The 20,974-nt window shown below is 40.0% G+C and carries 18 protein-coding genes and 1 pseudogene; 10 read left to right on the forward strand and 9 right to left on the reverse strand.

What is annotated here, in order from left to right:
- The first annotated feature begins 1 nt into the window (after window position 1).
- Complete coding sequence (locus Q0X72_RS06320; protein WP_297763006.1) at window positions 2-196, forward strand: cold-shock protein; 195 nt, start codon at window positions 2-4, stop codon at window positions 194-196.
- Between the two features lie 69 nt (window positions 197-265).
- On the opposite strand, the gene Q0X72_RS06325 is transcribed toward Q0X72_RS06320, so the two are convergent.
- Window positions 266-715 (reverse strand): nucleoside deaminase, encoded by a 450-nt coding sequence (locus tag Q0X72_RS06325; RefSeq protein ID WP_297763008.1) that lies wholly within the window; start codon window positions 713-715, stop codon window positions 266-268.
- Between the two features lie 74 nt (window positions 716-789).
- Here Q0X72_RS06325 and dxs point away from each other — a divergent pair, with 74 nt between their 5' ends.
- Both dxs and Q0X72_RS06335 read left to right on the forward strand, forming a co-directional pair.
- Complete coding sequence (dxs, locus tag Q0X72_RS06330; protein ID WP_297763010.1) at window positions 790-2,565, forward strand: 1-deoxy-D-xylulose-5-phosphate synthase; 1,776 nt, start codon at window positions 790-792, stop codon at window positions 2,563-2,565.
- Window positions 2,552-3,655, forward strand: coding sequence for a DUF3078 domain-containing protein (locus Q0X72_RS06335; protein ID WP_297763012.1), 1,104 nt, complete (start codon window positions 2,552-2,554; stop codon window positions 3,653-3,655). Before dxs ends, Q0X72_RS06335 begins: the two co-directional genes overlap by 14 nt.
- On the opposite strand, the gene dgt is transcribed toward Q0X72_RS06335, so the two are convergent.
- Complete coding sequence (gene dgt, locus Q0X72_RS06340) at window positions 3,652-5,022, reverse strand: dGTP triphosphohydrolase (RefSeq protein WP_297763014.1); 1,371 nt, start codon at window positions 5,020-5,022, stop codon at window positions 3,652-3,654. The genes Q0X72_RS06335 and dgt overlap by 4 nt on opposite strands.
- Before the next feature lie 186 nt (window positions 5,023-5,208).
- Between dgt and Q0X72_RS06345 the strand changes: the two genes are divergently transcribed.
- The 3 genes from Q0X72_RS06345 (at window position 5,209) to Q0X72_RS06355 (ending at window position 9,840) form a co-directional block, all read left to right on the forward strand.
- A complete protein-coding gene (locus Q0X72_RS06345) occupies window positions 5,209-8,079 on the forward strand; it encodes a TonB-dependent receptor (protein ID WP_297763016.1) in 2,871 nt (956 codons plus the stop codon).
- A 21-nt stretch (window positions 8,080-8,100) separates the two neighbouring features.
- Window positions 8,101-9,294: a multidrug transporter gene (locus Q0X72_RS06350; protein WP_297763019.1), complete on the forward strand. Its 1,194-nt coding sequence runs from the start codon at window positions 8,101-8,103 to the stop codon at window positions 9,292-9,294.
- A 141-nt stretch (window positions 9,295-9,435) separates the two neighbouring features.
- Entirely contained in the window at window positions 9,436-9,840 is a 405-nt protein-coding gene (locus tag Q0X72_RS06355) for a carboxypeptidase-like regulatory domain-containing protein (RefSeq protein WP_297763022.1), read from the forward strand.
- Window positions 9,841-9,947: 107 nt separating this feature from the next.
- On the opposite strand, the gene Q0X72_RS06360 is transcribed toward Q0X72_RS06355, so the two are convergent.
- On the reverse strand, window positions 9,948-10,304 hold the full coding sequence (locus Q0X72_RS06360) for a nicotinic acid mononucleotide adenyltransferase (protein ID WP_297763025.1): 357 nt from the start codon (window positions 10,302-10,304) through the stop codon (window positions 9,948-9,950).
- Between the two features lie 376 nt (window positions 10,305-10,680).
- On the opposite strand from Q0X72_RS06360, the gene Q0X72_RS06365 reads away from it, so the two are divergent.
- Window positions 10,681-11,886 carry a porin gene (locus tag Q0X72_RS06365; RefSeq protein WP_297763028.1) on the forward strand — a complete coding sequence of 402 codons (1,206 nt, stop codon included), beginning with the start codon at window positions 10,681-10,683 and terminating at the stop codon, window positions 11,884-11,886.
- 73 nt (window positions 11,887-11,959) lie between these two features.
- The gene (locus Q0X72_RS06370) at window positions 11,960-14,251 is read left to right on the forward strand and encodes an inorganic phosphate transporter (protein ID WP_297763031.1); all 2,292 of its coding nucleotides are present in this window, start codon (window positions 11,960-11,962) and stop codon (window positions 14,249-14,251) included.
- Between the two features lie 71 nt (window positions 14,252-14,322).
- Here the strand turns inward: Q0X72_RS06370 and Q0X72_RS06375 are convergent, their stop codons facing one another.
- Window positions 14,323-16,098: a Na/Pi cotransporter family protein gene (locus Q0X72_RS06375; RefSeq protein ID WP_297763032.1), complete on the reverse strand. Its 1,776-nt coding sequence runs from the start codon at window positions 16,096-16,098 to the stop codon at window positions 14,323-14,325.
- A gap of 99 nt (window positions 16,099-16,197) precedes the next feature.
- Here Q0X72_RS06375 and Q0X72_RS06380 point away from each other — a divergent pair, with 99 nt between their 5' ends.
- On the forward strand, window positions 16,198-16,920 hold the full coding sequence (locus Q0X72_RS06380; RefSeq protein WP_297763033.1) for a DUF6503 family protein: 723 nt from the start codon (window positions 16,198-16,200) through the stop codon (window positions 16,918-16,920).
- Window positions 16,921-17,045: 125 nt separating this feature from the next.
- The gene (locus Q0X72_RS06385) at window positions 17,046-17,552 is read left to right on the forward strand and encodes a nicotinate-nucleotide adenylyltransferase (RefSeq protein WP_297763034.1); all 507 of its coding nucleotides are present in this window, start codon (window positions 17,046-17,048) and stop codon (window positions 17,550-17,552) included.
- A gap of 106 nt (window positions 17,553-17,658) precedes the next feature.
- Here the strand turns inward: Q0X72_RS06385 and nadD are convergent, their stop codons facing one another.
- The 5 genes and pseudogenes from nadD to Q0X72_RS06410 form a co-directional block, all read right to left on the reverse strand.
- Window positions 17,659-18,243 carry a nicotinate (nicotinamide) nucleotide adenylyltransferase gene (gene nadD, locus Q0X72_RS06390; RefSeq protein ID WP_297763036.1) on the reverse strand — a complete coding sequence of 195 codons (585 nt, stop codon included), beginning with the start codon at window positions 18,241-18,243 and terminating at the stop codon, window positions 17,659-17,661.
- Between the two features lie 51 nt (window positions 18,244-18,294).
- Complete coding sequence (gmk, locus tag Q0X72_RS06395) at window positions 18,295-18,903, reverse strand: guanylate kinase (protein ID WP_297763037.1); 609 nt, start codon at window positions 18,901-18,903, stop codon at window positions 18,295-18,297.
- The gene (locus Q0X72_RS06400; RefSeq protein WP_297763040.1) at window positions 18,900-19,757 is read right to left on the reverse strand and encodes a YicC/YloC family endoribonuclease; all 858 of its coding nucleotides are present in this window, start codon (window positions 19,755-19,757) and stop codon (window positions 18,900-18,902) included. The genes gmk and Q0X72_RS06400 overlap by 4 nt, the downstream gene beginning before the upstream one ends.
- Before the next feature lie 313 nt (window positions 19,758-20,070).
- Window positions 20,071-20,835 (reverse strand): DUF1080 domain-containing protein, encoded by a 765-nt coding sequence (locus tag Q0X72_RS06405; RefSeq protein ID WP_297763043.1) that lies wholly within the window; start codon window positions 20,833-20,835, stop codon window positions 20,071-20,073.
- Between the two features lie 10 nt (window positions 20,836-20,845).
- Window positions 20,846-20,974, reverse strand: a pseudogene (locus tag Q0X72_RS06410) (sugar phosphate isomerase/epimerase); the annotation flags it as partial.

Raw genomic sequence — 20,974 nt, forward strand, 5'->3', positions numbered from 1 at the left:
CATGACTGGAACAGTAAAATTTTTTAATGAATCCAAAGGCTATGGGTTTATTACTAACGATGAAACCGGAAAAGACATCTTTGTTCACGCCACTGCCCTCAACGGGGTAGAATTGAACGAAGGAGACAAAGTAGAATACGAAGAAGAAGAAGGTAGAAAGGGAGTGGTTGCCGCTAAAGTAGAGGTGATCAGCTAATATATTTTATTTTGATTGAATACAGAACGCCTGTGAATCCACAGGCGTTTTTTTGTGTAAATTTTTCTTCTAGTTTAAATTACGCCTCTGGATAAAAAAACGTTTTATAATGGTATTAGCTTCCTTCTCCAAAACCCCGCTGGTTACCTTTGTTTTGGGATGTAAATTACCTCCTCCAACTGAATATCCACGTTGCGGATCGGGAGCTCCATAAACTATTTTTGGGATCTGGCTCCAGTACAACGCTCCTGCACACATTTGGCAGGGCTCCAGGGTTACATAGAGCGTACAATCGTACAGATATTTTCCTCCTAAGAAATTTGAGGCAGCTGTAATGGCCAACATTTCGGCATGGGCCGTTACATCATTTAACTTTTCAGTTTGGTTATGTGCCCTTGCAATAATCCTTCCCTGAACTACAACCACAGCACCAATAGGCACCTCTCCGTTCTCAAAAGCTACTTCTGCTTCCTGCAGGGCTTTCTTCATATAATACGTATCATCCAAGATCAAATCCATGGTCCCAAAAATACAATTTTCACAGAAGTATCTGCCCTCATCAAAAATGAATTAATGTACCTTTGTTCCTTTCCATGAAACTCTTAAATAACATACAACACCCTAAGGATCTACGCGGACTTTCTCGTGATCAATTACCTCTGTTATCAAAGGAATTAAGGGAATTCATCATTGAGATAGTCTCGGCTAAAGAAGGCCACCTGGGGGCTAGTTTGGGAGTGGTTGAGCTTACCATTGCCTTGCACTATGTATTTAATACCCCTTATGACAAGCTTATTTGGGATGTTGGCCATCAGGCATATGGGCATAAAATACTCACAGGCAGAAGGCATCTTTTTGATACGAACAGGCAACTTGGTGGTCTAAGTGGTTTTCCAAAAAGAGAAGAAAGCGAATTTGATTCCTTTGGCACAGGGCATAGTTCAACGTCCATTTCAGCCATTATGGGGATGGCCATCGCTGCAAAACTTAACGGGGATACTAAAAGAGAGCATATTGCGGTTATTGGAGACGCTTCCATAGCCAGCGGCATGGCCTTTGAAGGCCTAAACCATGCCGGTGTAACAGATGCAAATGTGCTGATCATCCTAAATGACAATGCCATAGGGATAGACCCCAGTATAGGGGCATTAAAGAAATATCTTACCAACGTAAAAAAGGGTACTGCAAAGGAGGAGAATATTTTTGAATGTCTCAATTTTGAATACTCCGGGCCAATAGACGGGCATGACATGAACGCTGTTGTTGATGCCCTGCGCAAGATGAAAGAAATGTCCGGACCGCGACTACTTCATCTTATTACCACAAAGGGTAAAGGACTACAAAAAGCTGAAGAAAATCAGATCACCTATCATGCCCCCGGGAAATTTGATAAGGTAACCGGAGAATTAGTCGGTTCAAAAACAGAAGATCAGCCACCCAAATATCAGGACGTTTTTGGTCATACACTAGTGGAATTGGCCAAAGCGAACAAAAAGATCATTGGCATTACGCCTGCTATGCCTACCGGAAGTTCTTTAAAATTTATGATGGAGACCTTTCCCGAAAGAGCCTTTGATGTAGGTATTGCCGAACAACATGCGGTTACAATGGCCGCTGGTTTGGCAGCCGAAGGAATGATCCCTTTTTGTAACATATATTCCACCTTCCTGCAACGCGCCTATGACCAGTTGATCCATGATGTAGCACTGCAAAATTTGCCGGTCATCTTTTGCCTGGATCGTGCAGGGCTGGTAGGACAAGATGGAGCAACACATCATGGAGTCTATGATCTCGCATTTTTGCGTTGTATCCCAAATATGGTCATTTTTGCGCCTATGAATGAAAGTGAGTTACGAAATATAATGTATACTGCTCAGGAAGGAATTGAACATCCCATGGCCATCCGCTACCCCAGAGGAAGGGGAGTAATGACTTCCTGGCGTACTCCTTTTAAGAAGATATCTATAGGCACTTCCAGGAACCTTGTCAAAGGTGCTGACATTGCTGTATTATCTCTTGGCCATATTGGAAATAAGGTCACCGAGGTTTTAAACAGCCTTCATAATCCTATGGAAATTGGTCATTTTGATATGCGTTTTGTAAAACCCTTGGATATAACCCAACTCCATCATATTTTCAAAACATATCAGATAGTGGTTACTCTTGAAGATGGATGTGAAATGGGTGGTTTTGGCAGTGCTATTTTAGAGTTTGCCAACACCAATGGTTATAAGAACAAAATTAAATGCCTGGGGCTCCCAGACTTTTTTATTGAACATGGTACGGTGGAGGAACTCCAGGCTTTAGGGCACATAGATGATACATCTATTACCAATTGTTTAACTCAATTGCTGCATGAGGTTTCTTAAAGTGTCCATTCCAATTCTGATATGCCTGGGGTTGAATTTCAAACTTTCTGCTCAGGATACTATTGTTCCGCCACAAGAACCAGATACCACTATTACAGATACTGTAGTGATCCGTGCTTCACAGGAAAGGATAAAATATATCCCCAGAGAAGTAAACCTAACCAACCCGGTTATTTCATTTAAAAAGACCAGGCCGCGTACTAAAAGGTTTAACCGCTTTAAGCTCCCTTCCTTTTGGGTAGTGGAGAACACCCTGGGATTAAACGTAAGCGAAGTTGCCTTTGTAAACTGGAATGCAGGGGGAGATAATGCCTTTTCTGCATTGGCAAATGCCAAATTTGTCCGTAATTACAAATTCAGATACGTACAATGGAACAATGACCTGGTACTTCGGTATGGTGTAAATGTACAGGAAGGACAAAAACTTCGCAAAACGGAAGATGCCATTAGGTTCTCCTCTAGTTTCGGATATCGCAGGGATACCTTAACAAGTTGGTACTATTCAGCCAAGGTGAAATTTAATACTCAGTTCTCTAATGGGTATAAGTACCCGGACAGAACCATGCCTATTTCCAGATTTATGGCCCCGGGTTATCTTTTTGTTGGGGCAGGTATTTCATATATCCCGGAAGGCAAAAACTTTAATTTATATATCTCCCCACTTACTCAAAAAGCCACCTTTGTTCTAGACCAGAACCTTGCTAATGACGGAGCATTTGGGGTACAAAAGGCCGTACGAGATTCTACCGGAGCAATTATTCAGGAAGGTGAGAACAAGTTTATAGAACTAGGAATTTCTATTACCAATGAGTGGAAAACCCCTCTTTGGGAGAACGTTTCTCTGGATCATAGAATTAGTCTGTATACGGACTACCTGCGTTCTTTCGGGAATGTTGATATAGACTGGGAACTGAATTTTGAGTTCACAGTGAATGATTTTATAAAAGCCAATTTTGGCACCCAGATCATTTATGATGATGATATCCGTTTTAACCAGATAATTGCTGATGATGGGTCTGTTGTGTCCTCAGGGGTGCCGCGAATCCAGTTTAGGCAAATGCTGGCTATTGGCCTCAGTTATAGTTTCTAAAGTTGTTTCCCTGAGATCTTGTTGTGGATATGAACAGCAGCACTGTCTGAAAGACTGGCCACATAACAGCAACAATTCAACAAAACGGAATAAAGCGACCCGGAAATATCCTGATATTTAGGTGGCAAAGTTGTCATTAAAAGTTGGTCATAATTGCTGGCAGATCCGTTTTTACTTTTTACCAATGCATTTGAATACGCTTCTAGAATATCGGCAATTATCCGATATCCGGCAATCTCTTTTTCGATCACTTCCTGAGATCTGTAGACCTTTTCGGCACTCAAACTAAGGATGTCCTTTATTTGGGCTTTATAATTACTTTTATCGAGTAAAGAGGTGCTGAAATTCCCTTGCAAAATCTCTGATTCGTTCTTAATAAAAGTCTCCGTGGCATCACTGATAAGCGTATTGATGGCAAGGGCACGCAGGTAACTTAACCTATCTTCCATATGTGCTAATCCGTGATATTTTTTAGTATCGATCCTATCTTTTACCAGCTTAATTAGATATTCCAGGGCAAAATCTTCAGAGATCAATCCAAGATTTATTCCATCTTCAAAATCAATGATCGTATAGCAAATATCATCAGCAGCTTCAACTAAGAATGTCAATGGGTGCCTGGCATAACTACCATCCTGAGAACGTTGCTTTAGTCCGAGTTCTGTAGCTACTTCATTAAAAAAATGAGTGTTTGCCTGGAAACAGGCATATTTCTTATCCGCAATATGTTGGGTTGGCTTCTTGGGCAGTGATTCCTTTGGGTATTTCAGAAAGGCCCCAAGGGTAGCGTAACTGAGTCTAAGTCCTCCCTCTACCCCTTCTCGAGATTCCGTAAGAATTTTAAAGCCGTTTGCATTACCTTCAAAATCTATGAGGTCCTGGTACTCCTTAGCTGTCAGTTCACCTTGATATACGGTCCCCGGACCGCTTTTAAAAAACTCACCAATAGCCTTTTCCCCGCTATTAAAAAACTCGCCTATGGCCTTTTCCCCGCTATGTCCGAAGGGAGGGTTGCCAATATCGTGTGCCAGAGATGCCGCGGCCACAATAGCCCCGAAATCATTAAACTGATACCCGTGTATTTCTCTAAGATGCGGATATTTGGCAAGTAGTTGTTTTCCGGCAATACGACCTAAACTCCTCCCTACAACAGAAACTTCCAAACTATGCGTAAGTCGGGTATGTACAAAGTCGGTCTTAGACAGCGGAATTACCTGGGTCTTATCTTGTAAACTTCTAAAGGCGGAGGAAAATATAACACGGTCGTAGTCTACCTCAAAACCCAAACGGGTTTCGTCCTGTTCCTTCCTCAATCTCTTATTAGTGTCCCCAAAGCGCCGTAAAGACAGTAATTCTTCCCAGTTCATATGATGTATTTGGCCGCAAGATACCACTTTTCAAAAACGAAAAAAGTAAGGCCTTTCGCACAACTTAACATTGAGGTAATGTCATAACCTAAACATAACCTTTAAAAAATAAAGTATTAACCTGGGACTAACATACCCTTTACACGCTCAAGCGTTCTTTGCACCGTGATAATGAATAAAAGTTTGATGAAGCATTTTTGTATAGTGTTCTTTCTTCTGATGAGCGGAACTCTATTCTCTCAGGGTACTGGAAGTATTGAAGGTAAAATTACCGACAAGGAAATGAACAATGAACCACTGGCGTTCGCCAACGTAATTTTAAAAGGAACTACAATAGGTACTACTTCCGACTTCGACGGTTTGTTTGAAATATACAATCTGGTGCCCGGGACTTATACCGTTGTCTTTACCTTTCTAGGGTATGAAACCCTGGAGATTTCCAATGTGTTGGTAGAAGCAGGGAAGACTACTAAAGTAAATACAGCTCTGGGCGCCGGTAATGTATCCTTAAATGAAGTGGTCCTAATTACAACGGCAGCAAGAGACTCAGAGATAGCATTGCTGATAGATCAAAAAAAGGCCATTGAGATTAAAGAAGCGATAAGCGCAGAGGCACTTACAAGAAAAGGGATAGACGATGCAGCAGCAGCGGTAGCTCAAATTGCAGGTATCTCCAAGCAGCAGGGATCCAGCAATGTATATGTACGTGGATTAGGGGATAGGTACCAGAATACCACCATGAATGGTTTGGCATTGCCTTCGAACAACGTGAACAAGAAAAATATTGACTTAGATCTATTTTCTTCCAGTATTATTGAAAACATCTCCGTTAGCAAGGCCTATACCGCAGCTTTTTATGGAGATTTTTCCGCTGGAAATGTCAATATCGACTCTAAAGAATACACAGGTGATGGATACCTGGCAGTTTCGCTTGGTAGCGGTGTCAACTCCAATGCCGCAGGGACCAACTTTGTAACCAGCGAAGGGACCAGTTTTTTTGGCTTTTACAACCGGTATGACAATGACCCTTTCGCCATCATATTATCGCATGGGGTAGATCCGGAAGCAGATTATGATCCTATCAATATTTCAGGTACCATAGAAGGAGGATATTCTATTAATTTGAATGAGGATTCCAGACTTAGCTTCTTTGGGATGGCCAGTTTTACGAACAGTTATGAGTTCCTTGAAGGACCGGCCCTCGATTTTACAAATGATATAAAAGTTAGATTCCCATTGGTTAATGAGTATGCCTATAGTACTACGACTACTGCGATGGGAAATATTAACTATCGCATCAATAATGACCACAAAATAAAATTCAGCTCCCTTTTCGTAAATAGTGCCAAGGATGCAGTTGGGTATTATGGTGTTGGAGGGAATGGTTTTAACAGGGATGGTTTTAGCAATAATGGCGATGGAGGATATTTTCAATTAAACGTACAGTTTAACCAGGACATGATCTTTGTCAACCAATTGAATGGACAGCACATGTTTGAAGACAAATGGGGACTAGACTGGGGTATAGGCTTTAACAAAGTATTCTCGGATGAACCGGATAGGAAGCGTATTTCCCTGGAAAACTACCAATTTGCTCTGGATAATGACCCTGCCACCAATCCTATCTTCTACGATAATATCGCCTTTGATAACCAACGGTTTTTCCAAAGTATAGAAGATGATGAATTAAGTAGCTATATCAATCTATCAAATGTGGTATCGGATAAGGTAACCCTCAATTTTGGATACAACGGGAGGCGTAAAGAACGTAGGTTTAACAACTGGCGTTATGGCTACCAGATTGCAGATAAAAATGCAAATCCAGTTACGGATATTAATAATTTAGATGATTTTTTTAATGTGTCCAATATCAATATCCCGTCAGGAAGTGGCCTATGGGATCTTTTTATTGTCCGGAATCCACAGAACGTAGACATTGGACTTCAAAACAGACCACAGCTCTACGAAAATACTTATAAAGGAAATCTTGACATCCATGCCGGATATGTAACTGCAGAATTAAAATTAAGCGATAAATGGCTTTTGATCCCCGGATTCAGGTTAGAAGCGTATAAGCAATCCATAATATATGATGTCATAAATCCTGTCCCGACAGACCCTGGTTTCAGAAATGCTTATGAAAATATATTTCTTCCAAGTTTCAATGTTCGCTATGGCCTCAATGAAGATACTAACTTGAGATTCTCACTTAGCAAGACCGCGTCTTTCCCAGAATTTAAGGAGGCTGCTAACTTTGTTTATGAAGGGGTTGTACAGCGTGTAGGTGGAAACCCGGACTTATTAGGGAAACCAGATGGCACTGGACCCATTTTCTCTGAGATCTTTAATTATGACCTAAAATACGAGTGGTTCCCAAATCGTGGAGAGTTACTCTCTTTAGCTGCCTTTGCCAAAACCATCAATGACCCCGTAAACCGGGTAGTGGCTACAGATGCTACGGGAAATCAGCGATATTTTAGAACCGGGGACCAGGCTAAGGTATATGGGGTAGAAATAGAAGTGAGAAAGAATATCATCAACGATTCAAAAGAGAATGCAGTTCTCACTGTTGGGGCTAATGCAGCCTACACATACACCGAACAGGATCTTGAAACAGTTTCTTCTTCAGAAGGTTTTACGTTTGGAACCTCCTTTGCGGACAGAACGACGGAAGAATTGGAAGGCGCCTCTCCAGTCATTGTCAATGCGGATATCAGTTACAGTCCGCAATTTGGAACCTTTAAACCAGCGGCTACGGTGGCATTCTCCTATTTTTCAGATCGTATCTATGCCATTGGGAGTGGAAACCTGGGAAATATCATTGAGAAAGGGATTCCCAGCCTAAACTTTGTTTGGAGAAATACTTTCGGAGACCACTTTGAAGCAAATTTAAGTGCTACTAATTTATTAAACCCAGATATTTCTCTTTTCAGGGAAAATACCGGGGTGGAAGATACCAACCCCTTGGTTCAAGGGTTTGTGAAAGATGGCAATGTAATCTTACGCGAGTATAAAAGAGGAGTTAATGTTGGCCTCAGCCTTAAATATAAATTCTAATTCTATTTTAAACTAAAAACTATGAAAAACAAATTATTAATCTTTGGAGTCGCCGCTTCCTTACTTATAGCGTGTGAAAGCGATGATACTGCCGATATTATTATCACAGACAATAGTGTCACCAACAATATAACAAATTCAGGTGGTGGAGACCCAGGTGCTACCACAGAAAATTTGAGTGGTGTTTATACGGAGGACCTAAGCCTGGATCCGGATGTTGATTATGTAATAACCGGACCTGTATTAATGGCATCAGGAACTACTTTAACCATCCCTGCGGGAATGACCATTAAAGCACAACCTGTAGGAGTGAATGCCTATATTGCCATTCAACAAGGCGCAAGGATCAGTGCCATAGGCTCTGCCTCCAGCCCTATTATCCTTACCTCCAATGCAAGCGCCCCTTCTTCTGGTGACTGGGGAGGTTTGGTCATTTGTGGATTTGCTCCTATAAATTCTACGGCAGACGGGTCTACAGATACATCAACTTCTGAAGTAGGAGGTCTTTCTTACGGTGGCAATACCCCAGCTGATAATTCAGGATCTGTGCAATACGTGCGCATTGAATACGCTGGTGGTGCCATTGATGGAAATGCAGAACTAAACGGACTTTCTATGTATGCCGTAGGTAGCGGAACCACAATAGACTATGTAGAGATCTATGAAGGATCTGATGATGGTGTAGAGTTTTTTGGCGGAACAGTAAATGCCAGTCATATAGTAATTGTAAATGCAGAAGATGATTCTATTGACTGGACAGAAGGATTTACAGGAACACTGACAGACATTTATGTTCAGCACGGTACTTCTCACGACAAGGCTTTTGAATGCGATGGGTACAACACAGATTTTAGCAACGAAGGCGGTTACTTCTCTGCCCCTAATGTGAACAATGTAACCATCGTTGGCGCCAATGACGGCAGTGAAGCTGTCCGATTAAGAGCTGGCACCCAGGGTCTTTTTACTAATTTGGTATTGACAGATTTTGACGAAGCATTCGACCTGGACGGAGATACCGGAGACAACCCAACAGGACAAGGCGTCATTGACGGCCTGCTCGGAGTAACCGATGTTACCTTTAACAATGTGGTTACTAAGCTAAAAAATGATACAGGATTTACCTTTACTGAAGCAGATTTTATCAGCGGTGACGGTAATGGTACCGGCACTGATATAGCCAGCTGGGGAGCTGGATGGACAGTAGGTATTAATTAAATTTGAAATTAGCTATATATATTAAAAAAAGGTCTCGCATAGCGGGACTTTTTTGTTAACACCTTCCTTACTAAATGTTAAACTGCACGTAACCTTATTTTTACATAGAAGGAGTTCCTTTGTATCAGAAATTAATTATTCATGAAAAAACTTCTTGGTTTTCTTTTCTTTATCTCTTCTTTGGCCATGTTTTCTCAAGAACAAGGCACCATAGCTGGTACTATCCTTGATCAGGAAGTGTTTAATGAACCTTTGATCTATGCTGAAGTTCATTTAAAAGAAACTTCTAAAAGAGTACAAACCAATTTTCATGGTAATTTTGAAATGACCGGAATAGCTCCCGGCAACTATACCCTGGTTATAGATTATCTTGGATATGAAAGCCTGGAATTAGCCGTTGAGGTAGAAAACGATAAAGTGGTACGTCTAACCAAAAGTCTTGGAGCCAAGCAACTAAGCCTGGATGATATGGCAACTATAGATACTGCCAAAAAAGAAGTACAAACTTTGGCGCCTACCAGCCTAAATAATCGGGGTGAGAAATAAGTAACACTCTCACAACTTATTAGAGAAGTATCTTTTATTGAATAGCTAAAAACATAAATCCCGCCAATGGCGGGATTTATGTTTTATGCGGTTAAATGTCTAACCGTTTAGTTCTTTACCAGCGTATTGCTGCTCTTTTTCCCATCAACACTGGCCACAACATTATTGTTATACTCCACTTTCTTCATAGTGCCATCTTGCCAGAAGGTCCAGGTGCCTGTTCTCAGACCTCTTTCATAGGATCCCTGAGCAATGATATCTCCTTCTTCGTTATAACTGATCCACTCACCGTGTAATTTACGATCCAGATTAAAAGTGCCTTTTTGGCTTATTTGGCCATTATCATGGAAATAGGCAGCTTCTATTAATCCTGTTTCTTCATTCATATTGAGCTCTTTCTCTTTTTGCCCAAAAGAATAAACGGTTACGAGTAGAAGTACTAAGGTGCAGGTAAATCTTTTCATCTTGTCTAACTTGAAATTATCTTCATGTAAAGTTACTTTATTTTAACTTTTAAGCAACGATTTCTTTACATATAATTTACATTAACAACGTAAATAATTGATTTTTAGTCTATTCCCAATCAACTATCCAATGCTATTTTAATGATAATTTAATATTTGAATTACTTTTATATTACACTTAACATTGATCTTTGTTAACGTAATTAATTACATAAATTAAGTACTTCATATATATTATTAGTTTTTGTCGACTATTATTTATGAATGCTGCTAACTGCCTTTGGCCAAGGCAGTTTTTTTATTTTTAATAATCTTTAGGTAACATTTAAGTAACATCTAGTTCCGTAATTTGTCTTCGACAAAAACTAATACTGACATGAAGTTACAACTTCTCTTTTTTTTCCTTATATCCTTATTTTATTTTCCATTACAAGCACAAGAAACCAACGCCCCCGCTTTTGGCAAGGGCCTGTTTAACCTGGTTGGAAAGGACAGTTCCTTTACAATGAAGATCGCTGCTCGTATGCAGATCCTTGCCATTTCAGAAGGGCAGGATGACTCAGATGGTATTTTTTCAGATAATGAAACAAATTTTTTGGTGCGCCGGGCCAGATTAAAATTCGACGGTTATGCCTATTCTCCTAAACTTAGATATAAATTAGAGCTAGGTCTTTCCAATCGGGATATATCAGGAGTGTCAGATTTTACGCGTAATACCCCTCGCTATATCCTGGATGCCGTGGTAATGTGGAATTTTTACGAAAACTTTGAACTCTGGTTTGGACAAACCAAACTGCCTGGGAACATTGAAAGGGTTATCTCATCAGGAAATCTGCAGCAAGTAGACAGATCACTGGTAAACAGCAGGTTTAATATAGATCGCGATATGGGGTTTCAGCTTAGACATCATTTCGATCTTTCAGATTCCTTTGTTGTAAGGGAAAAAATAGCTTTTTCTCAAGGTGAGGGAAGAAATATTACTGATGGAAATCTGGGAGGTTATCAGTATACCGGTCGACTCGAATTTTTACCCTTTGGCGAATTTGTAAGTGACGGTGATTACAGCGGTAGTGATCTCAAACGAGAAGAAAAGCCTAAACTTATGTTTGCTGTCAATTATGACATTAACAGTGATGCCGTTAAAACGAGAAGTAACCTGGGTTCTTATATGTTAAATGACACCGGCTTATATGAGACTACCATCAATACTTTTTTCTTTGATGGGATGTTCAAATACAACGGATTCTCATTTATGTGGGAATATGCCGACCGGGATGCTGACGATCCTATAGCAAAAAATTCTGATGGGACTGAAACAGGTGATGTGGTATGGGTAGGCAACGGAATAAACCTGCAGAGCGGTTATTTGTTTCCCTCTAATTGGGAAGTTTCAGGAAGGTATACAAATATAAAATTAGATGAAGGAATTACTGGAAGGGCTCCGGAATCGCAATACACTTTTGGAGTTTCAAAGTATATTGTTGGTCACAAATTAAAAGTACAATCAGATTTAAGTTATCTTTCGATAGATAACGGAACGAATGAGGTAATGTTCAGATTACAACTCGATGTTCATTTCTAAATTAGAAATAACTATTACATAACACAGCTAACAAAGATACTTTAGATATTTACATCCTTATTTTAAAGACCTTATGGAAAATATTTACTTTATAATGATCATTGCACTAGCTGCCCTGGCAGTTGCAGATCTAGTGGTGGGAGTCAGTAATGATGCGGTAAACTTCCTCAATTCGGCCATTGGTTCAAAGGCCATCTCTTTTAGGACGATAATGATCGTAGCCAGTTTGGGAATCGCTTTTGGAGCGATTTTTTCCAGTGGTATGATGGAAGTGGCCCGGAAGGGAATTTTTAATCCGGGGGAGTTTTATTTCAATGAGATCATGTTCATTTTTATGGCCGTTATGATCACTGATATATTGCTCTTAGACTTCTTTAATACCTTGGGGATGCCTACCTCAACGACCGTTTCAATTGTATTCGAGTTATTGGGAGCAGCAGTTGCAATGTCTGTTATAAAGATTGGTGTTGATGGTGGCACCATGGGAGATATTATTAACTATATAAATACTTCCAAAGCCTTTGAGATCATCATGGGAATACTCTTGTCTGTGGTAGTGGCCTTTTCTATTGGTGCTTTTGTTCAATGGGTATCACGTGTGCTGTTATCTTATGACTTTGAGCGTAAAGCAAAATGGGTAGGTGCCATATTTGGCGGTATCGCATTATCGGCTATCACCTACTTTATATTTATGAAGGGTATTAAAGGAACTCCTTACGCCGGTGAGTCCTATGACCTCATTGGAGGTGTAACGATCAGTAAATTCCTGGAAGCCCAGGTATACTCTATTATAGCGGTAAGTTTAGTTTTCTGGTCTATACTTTCATTTTTACTTACTTCTGTTTTTAAAGTGAATATTTATAAACTGATCATAGGTGTAGGCACCTTTGCCCTGGCCTTAGCATTTGCCGGGAATGATCTGGTAAACTTTATTGGTGTTCCTATTGCCGCCTATCAGTCTTATGAAGCTTGGGTCGTCTCAGGCGTACCGGCTACAGAATTTAGTATGGGTGTGTTAGCGACTAAAGTGCCAACCCCAACCATTTTATTGTTTCTTTCCGGCATGGTGATGGTGGCTACCTTATGGTTTTCAAAAAAGGCACGCTATGTTGCGGATACAGAAATTAATTTATCAAGACAATCTGATACTAAAGAGCGCTTTGAACCTAATTTTTTATCGCGAAATCTGGTGCGATTTACTATGATGGTATCTGAATACACTGCAACTGTGTTGCCCAACTCCTGGACGAATAAAGTCGATTCCCGATTTAAAAAACTGGCAATTACCTTACCGGAGGGCAAAGTTCACGAGTTACCTGCTTTCGATATGGTACGGGCTGCTGTTAACCTAATGGTTGCCGGAATTTTAATTTCAATTGCTACCTCCTATAAACTGCCTTTGTCCACAACGTATGTAACTTTTATGGTAGCCATGGGTACTTCTTTAGCAGATAGGGCATGGGGTAGTGAAAGTGCTGTATACAGAGTTGCGGGAGTTCTTAATGTAATTGGTGGCTGGTTCTTAACTGCTATCATCGCCTTTGTTGCCTCTGGAATTATTCTAGCTATCATAAGCTTTGGCAAAGGAGCAGCTATAGCCATTTTATTGTTTGTCGCTATTTTGTTGCTGGCCCGTAACTATATTTCTTACAACAAGAAATCTAAGGCCATACTTGCAGAGGATAGGCTTGTAAAAACAGAAAGCCGCTCTATCCAAGGAGTAATTTCGGAAAGCTCTTCGAATATCTCTAATGCCATGAAACGCAGTAGCAAATTATACAGGAATAGTATAGAAGGATTGGCAAAACAAGATCTGGATAAGCTTAAAAAGAACAAAAGTAATGTTGTAAAATTATCTGACGAAATAGATGAACTCCGCGACCATTTGTTCTATTTCATTAAAAATCTGGATGATACCAGTTTAGAGGCCAGTAACTTCTATATAAGCATTCTTAGCTATCTAACAGATATAACCCAATCTCTGGAATATATCACAAAGATCAGCCACAAGCATGTTAACAACAATCACAAGAAATTAAAATTCAATCAGGTTAAAGAATTAACAGAAATAAATGAGGAACTAGAGTCTCTATTTGGCAAAACCAAGCAGGCGTTCGATAATGGTTCCTATGAAGAGATTGGGGTAATTCTTACTCAGAAGGAGCGATTGTACAATTTGGTTTCCGAAAAGATTGAGAAACAAATTAAACGTACTCGTTCAGAAGAATCGAGTCCTAAAAACACGGTCTTATATTTCTCTTTATTGTTGGAAACAAAGGATCTTATGGAAGCAACCATGAAACTTTTGGAACTTTATTATTCAAAACATGATAAGTCTATTGAGCCTCCAACCATCGAAGAATAGGTCTCTTTTAGATTTTTATTTTCAAGAGTGTATATACATTTGAAATAATGGCGGGGTTTACTATTAGATTATTAAGCCACCGCTTCCATGGACAGATTTTGATCACCTTTAGGAATTAGTAACGTATCTCGTCTGCAATACAGCAATTCGGCTACCGTAATTAAGTTATTGAGAATGTTGCGCACATTATCATGGTCATTTACTAATGAAGAAGCCATGTCTGTTGTAATTAATTGTTCTCGGATCAAGCGATCTATCACTTCATTGTCTGCCTTAAGTTTTTTGTTGGTTCTTTTTCTCAGATCCATCAGTATTTTTTGATATGTCTCTATGGTCTCATCCATGGGAAGATTATAGACTTCCCGAAGTACTTTAACAGTTAGCTTTCTATAGTTATCGTATTCATTTTTAATTTTTGTATTGGGAGAGGATGAATACATTGTAACGTTCCTGTTTAATTCCCTTAAGTCCTTGATGACTTCAACCATCTTTCTATTGGCCACTTTAATTTCCAGAACCCGGTTATTTTGAATTTCGGATAGCTTTAGGGTACTTTGTGCATTGGTAGCATATCGGATAATTTCACCATAAATGGTCTTTACCTTACTCAAATACAAGGCACGTACATCGGTTTTCATATCCACCATAGACTTTTTTACCACCTTTTTAGCCTTTAGGCTAGATTTAATGTCCTCTCTATGTATATTCAAGGCATGTGTTACAATTTCGAAAATAGCATTTTGAAATAGGTATTTAGATTCACTTAGCAATGAAGCGATCACTGTTTCAGGGAATTGTGCTATTTTCTCATTCAAATATTTTGGCTCATCTATTTCTCTTTCCAGTTCTAATTTCTCCGGAACTACCCATTCCACAATTTTGGCGATCGGAGTTATAAACCAAACTAAAAGAAAGGTATTCATCACATTGAATACCGTATGAAATAGAGAGATAGCCACCGGAATGGCTGCCGCATTCAAATAAGGCGATTCGCTACCTAAGCGCTGGGTAAGCCAACTGATCAGGCTTAAAAAAGGATAGAACAAAATCAGCATCCACACTACCCCTATAATATTAAATATTAAGTGAGCCCTGGCTGTCCTCTTTGCCTGGAAATTGGCAACAATAGCCGCTAAATTAGCTGTAATGGTGGTTCCTATGTTTTCTCCCAACACCATGGCTGCAGCCAGCTCAAACGGGATCCATCCTTCTGCTGTCATGATAAGAGTTAAGGCCATGGTAGCACTGGAGGATTGTATGACTACTGTAAGTATTGTGCCAATAAATAAAAACAACAGTATAGACCCATACCCCATGTCTGCATACCTGTTCAGAAACTGAAGGATCTCAGGATTCTCATTGATGTTAGGCATGGCTTCCTTTAAAAATTGTAACCCAATAAAGAGGATGGCAAATCCTATGATAAACCCACCCCAGTTTTTTAAATTTTCTTTCTTTGAGAACATAAACAGGAACCCAAACCCTACTAAAGGCAGCGCAATGGCACTCATACTCACCTTAAATCCAAGGATCGTTATTAACCAGGCCGTAATGGTTGTACCTATATTGGCACCCATAATAACGCTTATAGATTCTGTGAGGGTTAATAAGGAAGCATTAGAGAAGCTCACTACCATGAGTGTAGTTGCAGAGGAGGATTGAATTACGGAGGTAATTAAAAAGCCTGTGGAAATGCCTAGAAACCGATTGGAGGTCATGGTGGCCAGAATACCCCGCATTTTATTCCCGGCTAAAAGTAAAAGGGCATCACTCATCACTTTCATACCAAAGAGAAAGAGGCCAAGGGCCCCTAATAATTGTAATATATCTCCAAATCCGAACTCCATAGGGTAGCTTTGTTAAAAGTAGTTGTCGACTCTAGTCGATCAATTTAAAATAAATATTCGAAATTGCACTACAACTAATGATGATAAAATTTTATACCCATGGCTAAATACTGCTTACTTGTTCTGGTTTCAATTTATTCCTTTGTAGGTATCTCTCAGGAAATAACTCCAAATACGCTCCTGGCAAAATCTATCGAATATCATGATCCCAATACTGCCTGGGAATCGTTCCGAGGCACCTTGTATATTACTATGGAAACTCCAAATAACAGCAACCGAACTAGTGAAGTTACGCTAGATTTCCCTTCTGATTATTTTAAGTTGGTTGCAAAGACAGACACTATCACCACTACAGAGATATTTAATAAAGGAACGTGTAGCTTTACCGTGAACGGCAGAACGATCATGCCAAAAGAAGATTCCAAATCCAACGCTAATAATTGCGGCCCAATACTAATAATGAAAAATTATTACACCTATCTCTACGGACTTCCCATGAAATTAAGAGATAATGGTACCATCCTGGCTCCTGCTGTTCATAGAAAAACTTTTCAAGGAAAGGAATATCTGATTCTTAAGGTTACCTATGAGGAAAAGGTTGGGAAGGATACATGGTATTTCTATTTCGATCCTCCTACCTATGCCATGGAGATCTATCAGTTCTTCCATGACGAATCGCAAAATGATGGAGAGTATATTTTATTAGATGGGATAGAAGAGGTAAGAGGGATGAAGATCCCAAAAAAAAGGAGCTGGTATACTAATAAGGAAAACCAATTGTTGGGCACAGATTTGCTTACCGCCTACAGGGACTTAGACTAGATTTTTTATTTACCTACCTAATATATAGGTCAACTGATTAATATCATTGCATTCTTTCTTATTACCGCTTAAATTTACAGTCCTTGAGTACTAGATAGGTCATTATTAACTCTAATTCAAATGCCATGAAAAAAGTAATCCTTGGTTTATTAGCTCTTGGATTAACCATCCCAGTCTTTACCCAGGATGTAAAGGTTGAAGAGCTTTCTGAAGTGGTCATTAGACCTATGAACTTCAAATATTTGAATGCGACCAATTCTAAGACTGCTGCTATTCCGGTTAAAATGTTGGAACGTGCGGTTGCGTCTTATGATGTAACGGAAGCTGATTTCTATCAGGATGATTTTGAATTTTACACAGTTTCCTTCTTTATTCCTGATGGAAAAATTGTTGCCGAATATGACAATGACGGCAAGATTATTAGGACCATCGAAAAATTTAAAAACATAACATTACCTAATGATGTTAAAACTGCCGTATTAAAAAGGTTCCCCAATTGGACCGTAACTAAAGATGTTTATCGCGTTACTTACACCGAAGATAACGGCGCGACAAAGGTCTATAAACTTATGCTTAAAAATGGTGATAAAAAAATGAGGGTTAAAGTAGATGATATAGGTACATTCCTGTAATTCGTGCTTGATACCCCGGCTTAATTTAGTATAAATGAAAACAAGGAATAACGGGTTCTGTCAAAAAAGGCAGGACCCTTTTTTTTGAATGGAACACCCAAATAACTTAGCGGTAAAAATTCATTTCATCCATATATTTCCAGACCGCCTCCGGCAGCATTGGCCTAACATTCTTGCCTGCTCTATGGCTTTTTCTAATAAAGGTAGAAGAGATCTCCATGATAGGTGCATCTACTTTATGAACTTTAGGCTGCTCCTTAAATTGCTCCGGAATTATTCCTGCAGATATCCTGGGGTAGACGTATAAATGATGGTTTGCTAGGATTTCTTGGTAGTTCTTCCACTTGTGAAAACTCTTAAGATTGTCTTCACCCAGCAAAAGGGAAAATGAGAAGTCCTTTCCGTATTTCTCTTTTAAATGTACGAGTGTATGAATGGTATAATTAGGTTGTGGCAAATCAAATTCTATAGTGCTTGCCTTTAATTTTGGATATTCCTGTACAGCCTCAAAAACCATTTGATACCTATGATGATTATCTAATAAGGATTGCTTGACCTTAAAGGGACTCTGGGGGGTAATAACGAACCAAACCTCATCCAGAGATGAGTATTCCACCATATGATTGGCTATCACTAAATGACCAATGTGTATTGGGTTAAAGGTGCCGAAAAAAAGTCCAACCTGCTTCATAAGCTCCGCAAAGATAGGGATGAATATTGAAATGCAGGCTGACTAATAGCCCTAGCTTTTTGGTTCATTCTTTTTGAAGGAAGGCACTACCCCAATATAATCGGCTACCATTTGATGGGCCTCATGCAAGGCTTTCTCCAGGTCGTAATTTTTTATCACCTTATCAAATTGAGGAGCTGTGGCCAACTCCACAGAGGCCTTGGCTATCCGCATATTGATCTTTTCATCAGACTCAGTGCTGCGCTTTTTTAGCCTGATTTTAAGCTCATCTATACTGGGGGGTTTTACAAAAACCGCCAGGGTCTCTTTAGGAAATTTCTTCTTTATCCGCAATCCGCCGGCTACATCAATATCAAAGATCACATTCTTCCCTTCGGCCCATAGGCGTTCCACTTCACTCTTTAGTGTTCCGTAAAAATTATCTCTGTATACCTCTTCCCACTCAAGAAAATCATCGTTCTTAATGTGTTGCTTAAATTCGGAAAGTTTCATAAAGTAATAGTGCTCCCCTTGTTTCTCCTTCCCCCTCCTGCTTCTGGATGTAGCAGAGACTGAAAATGCCAGATTGAGCTCAGGCTGCTCTAGCAGATACCGTACAATGGTGGTTTTCCCACTACCCGAAGGTGCTGAGAAAATAATAAGTTTCCCTCCTGTACTCATAAGACATTCAGCATTTGTTCCTTTATCTTTTCTAACTCATCCTTCATCTGAACCACTAATTGTTGCATGGGTGCATAATTGGCCTTAGAACCAATAGTGTTGATCTCCCTGCCTATTTCCTGACTAATAAACGCCAGTTTCTTACCATTGGAGTCGGCAGAGCTCATGGTCTCCTTAAAATAATTAAGGTGGTTCTCCAAACGAACCTTTTCTTCGGTGATATCGAATTTCTCCAGGTAATAAATTAGCTCTTGTTCAAAACGATTGGCGTCTACCTCCACCTTCAGATCGGCCACGGCTTTATCGAGTCTTTCGCGAATGGCCCCCAGACGTTCCGGGTCCATGGCCATCACTTTCTGCAGTAAAGATTTCAAAGAATCTAAACGAGCGGCAAAGTCGTTTTCCAGGATCCTGCCTTCTTCAGACCTAAAGTTCTGGATCTCTTTTAAGGCTTCATTCAAGGCTTCCAGGATGCCCTTGTACTCTTCTTTATCAATATCATCCCTGTCTGTTTTCAGGGTATCGGGTAATCTAAGGGCCATTTCCATAAGTCGAAGATCATCTCCGTCCGCAATAGCTCTTAATTGTTTGATGTATTGCTTAACTACCGCCTGATTGACCTCTGACGAAGTTTCATCTCCGGTAATTTCAACATATAAGCCAAAGTCTATCTTTCCACGTAGCAAAGCACTTGCGATGATCTTCCGCAATTCCAATTCTTTTTCCCTGTATGCCGGAGGCATCCTTGCATTAAGGTCGAGTGATTTGCTGTTAAGCGATTTAAGCTCAACGGTGATCTTCTTTGTTGGAAGCTGTACAACATGCTTCCCAAATCCTGTCATGGATTGGATCATAATTTGTGTTTATTTTGGCCAAAGGTACTTAATTTCTCTTGCCTGAATCTCTGTATTTCCCCTTAGGTTTATGTTATTGTCATACCCAGATATTTCGAAAACTTACACTGGTATTATCTCCAAAGGGAGCTGCCGTAGGAGGTGCCCGTTCGTATATTTCGGCCTCCTCAGGTACAGTTGGCTCTATTCCTGAATTTTCTTCATAATCAATTACTCCGATTATGGTTTCCTGATCTTTAGTACTACTTCATTCTCCATGCTGTTTAAAGGAGTACAAAAGTACTGTCAGCACTGTGAAGATAATACCTCTCATCTACAGTTCTTTTATCTTGATATTTCGATATCCTATGCTAATGTTCTCACCATGATCCTGCAGTGCGATCTTCCCGGTTTGGTATTTTCCAAAAGCTTCCCAATCCGCAAATTTTGAACTAGCCACCATGGTATCCCAACCTTCCCCGGTGACCGGAAACTCAACGATCTTTGTGCCATTAAGCACCACAATCCCCTCATTGGTCTTATGGTTTATGGTGATCTCATAGACATTCCATTCCCCAATTGGTTTTACGACATCCGCGGAAGGGGCTACCATATCATACAGGGCACCCGCCTGGTGCGTGGTCCCATTTTTGGCATCCGGATGGTTGATATTATCCAACACCTGTATCTCAGGACCCGTGTAATAAGGTTCATCGTATTTAGGATCTTCAACAACTCCCCACATAATACCGCTGTTTGCTCCTTCTGTAACCATCCATTCTAAGTATAAAACAAAATCTGTATACTCCTTATCTGTTACCATATTGAACCTGTTACCGTCGGTCCTGGCCTCTTTGGGCCTAAGTATCATGGCGCCATCTTCCAATTCCCATGCGTCTGGCACTTCCTTCCCGGGATAAACATGCCAGCCATCGAAAGAAGTTCCATCGAACAGCACTATCCAATCGTTCTCATTCATATCACTTGTATTTTCCATAGACATTTCTTCTGTGGCCAGCACTTCTTCCTTATTCTCTTTTTCCTTACAATTTACCAGCACAATGCAGGCCAATGCAATCAATACATAATATTTTTTCATAGTATAAGTGTTATATTCCTAAAATTTTCTTGAGCATTTTCTTATCTGTTTCCCCCCCTGCAAAATCATCAAAGGTTTTTTGGGTGGCCTCTATGATATGATCTTGAATAAAGACCGCTCCTTCACGGGCGCCCTGTTC

Origin of the sequence: uncultured Muriicola sp., assembly GCF_947258935.1 — a bacterium.
GTDB lineage: Bacteria > Bacteroidota > Bacteroidia > Flavobacteriales > Flavobacteriaceae > Muriicola.

Coding starts and splice junctions, on each gene's coding strand:
- Q0X72_RS06400 (WP_297763040.1), bottom strand. CDS start 19,757: ATGATCCAATCCATGACAGGATTTGGGAAGCATGTTGTACAGCTTCCA.
- Q0X72_RS06320 (WP_297763006.1), top strand. CDS start 2: ATGACTGGAACAGTAAAATTTTTTAATGAATCCAAAGGCTATGGGTTT.
- nadD (WP_297763036.1), bottom strand. CDS start 18,243: ATGAAGCAGGTTGGACTTTTTTTCGGCACCTTTAACCCAATACACATT.
- Q0X72_RS06360 (WP_297763025.1), bottom strand. CDS start 10,304: ATGAAAAGATTTACCTGCACCTTAGTACTTCTACTCGTAACCGTTTAT.
- dgt (WP_297763014.1), bottom strand. CDS start 5,022: ATGAACTGGGAAGAATTACTGTCTTTACGGCGCTTTGGGGACACTAAT.
- Q0X72_RS06335 (WP_297763012.1), top strand. CDS start 2,552: ATGAGGTTTCTTAAAGTGTCCATTCCAATTCTGATATGCCTGGGGTTG.
- Q0X72_RS06380 (WP_297763033.1), top strand. CDS start 16,198: ATGGCTAAATACTGCTTACTTGTTCTGGTTTCAATTTATTCCTTTGTA.
- dxs (WP_297763010.1), top strand. CDS start 790: ATGAAACTCTTAAATAACATACAACACCCTAAGGATCTACGCGGACTT.
- Q0X72_RS06385 (WP_297763034.1), top strand. CDS start 17,046: ATGAAAAAAGTAATCCTTGGTTTATTAGCTCTTGGATTAACCATCCCA.
- Q0X72_RS06370 (WP_297763031.1), top strand. CDS start 11,960: ATGGAAAATATTTACTTTATAATGATCATTGCACTAGCTGCCCTGGCA.
- Q0X72_RS06365 (WP_297763028.1), top strand. CDS start 10,681: ATGAAGTTACAACTTCTCTTTTTTTTCCTTATATCCTTATTTTATTTT.
- Q0X72_RS06405 (WP_297763043.1), bottom strand. CDS start 20,835: ATGAAAAAATATTATGTATTGATTGCATTGGCCTGCATTGTGCTGGTA.
- Q0X72_RS06375 (WP_297763032.1), bottom strand. CDS start 16,098: ATGGAGTTCGGATTTGGAGATATATTACAATTATTAGGGGCCCTTGGC.
- Q0X72_RS06355 (WP_297763022.1), top strand. CDS start 9,436: ATGAAAAAACTTCTTGGTTTTCTTTTCTTTATCTCTTCTTTGGCCATG.
- Q0X72_RS06345 (WP_297763016.1), top strand. CDS start 5,209: ATGAAGCATTTTTGTATAGTGTTCTTTCTTCTGATGAGCGGAACTCTA.
- gmk (WP_297763037.1), bottom strand. CDS start 18,903: ATGAGTACAGGAGGGAAACTTATTATTTTCTCAGCACCTTCGGGTAGT.
- Q0X72_RS06350 (WP_297763019.1), top strand. CDS start 8,101: ATGAAAAACAAATTATTAATCTTTGGAGTCGCCGCTTCCTTACTTATA.
- Q0X72_RS06325 (WP_297763008.1), bottom strand. CDS start 715: ATGGATTTGATCTTGGATGATACGTATTATATGAAGAAAGCCCTGCAG.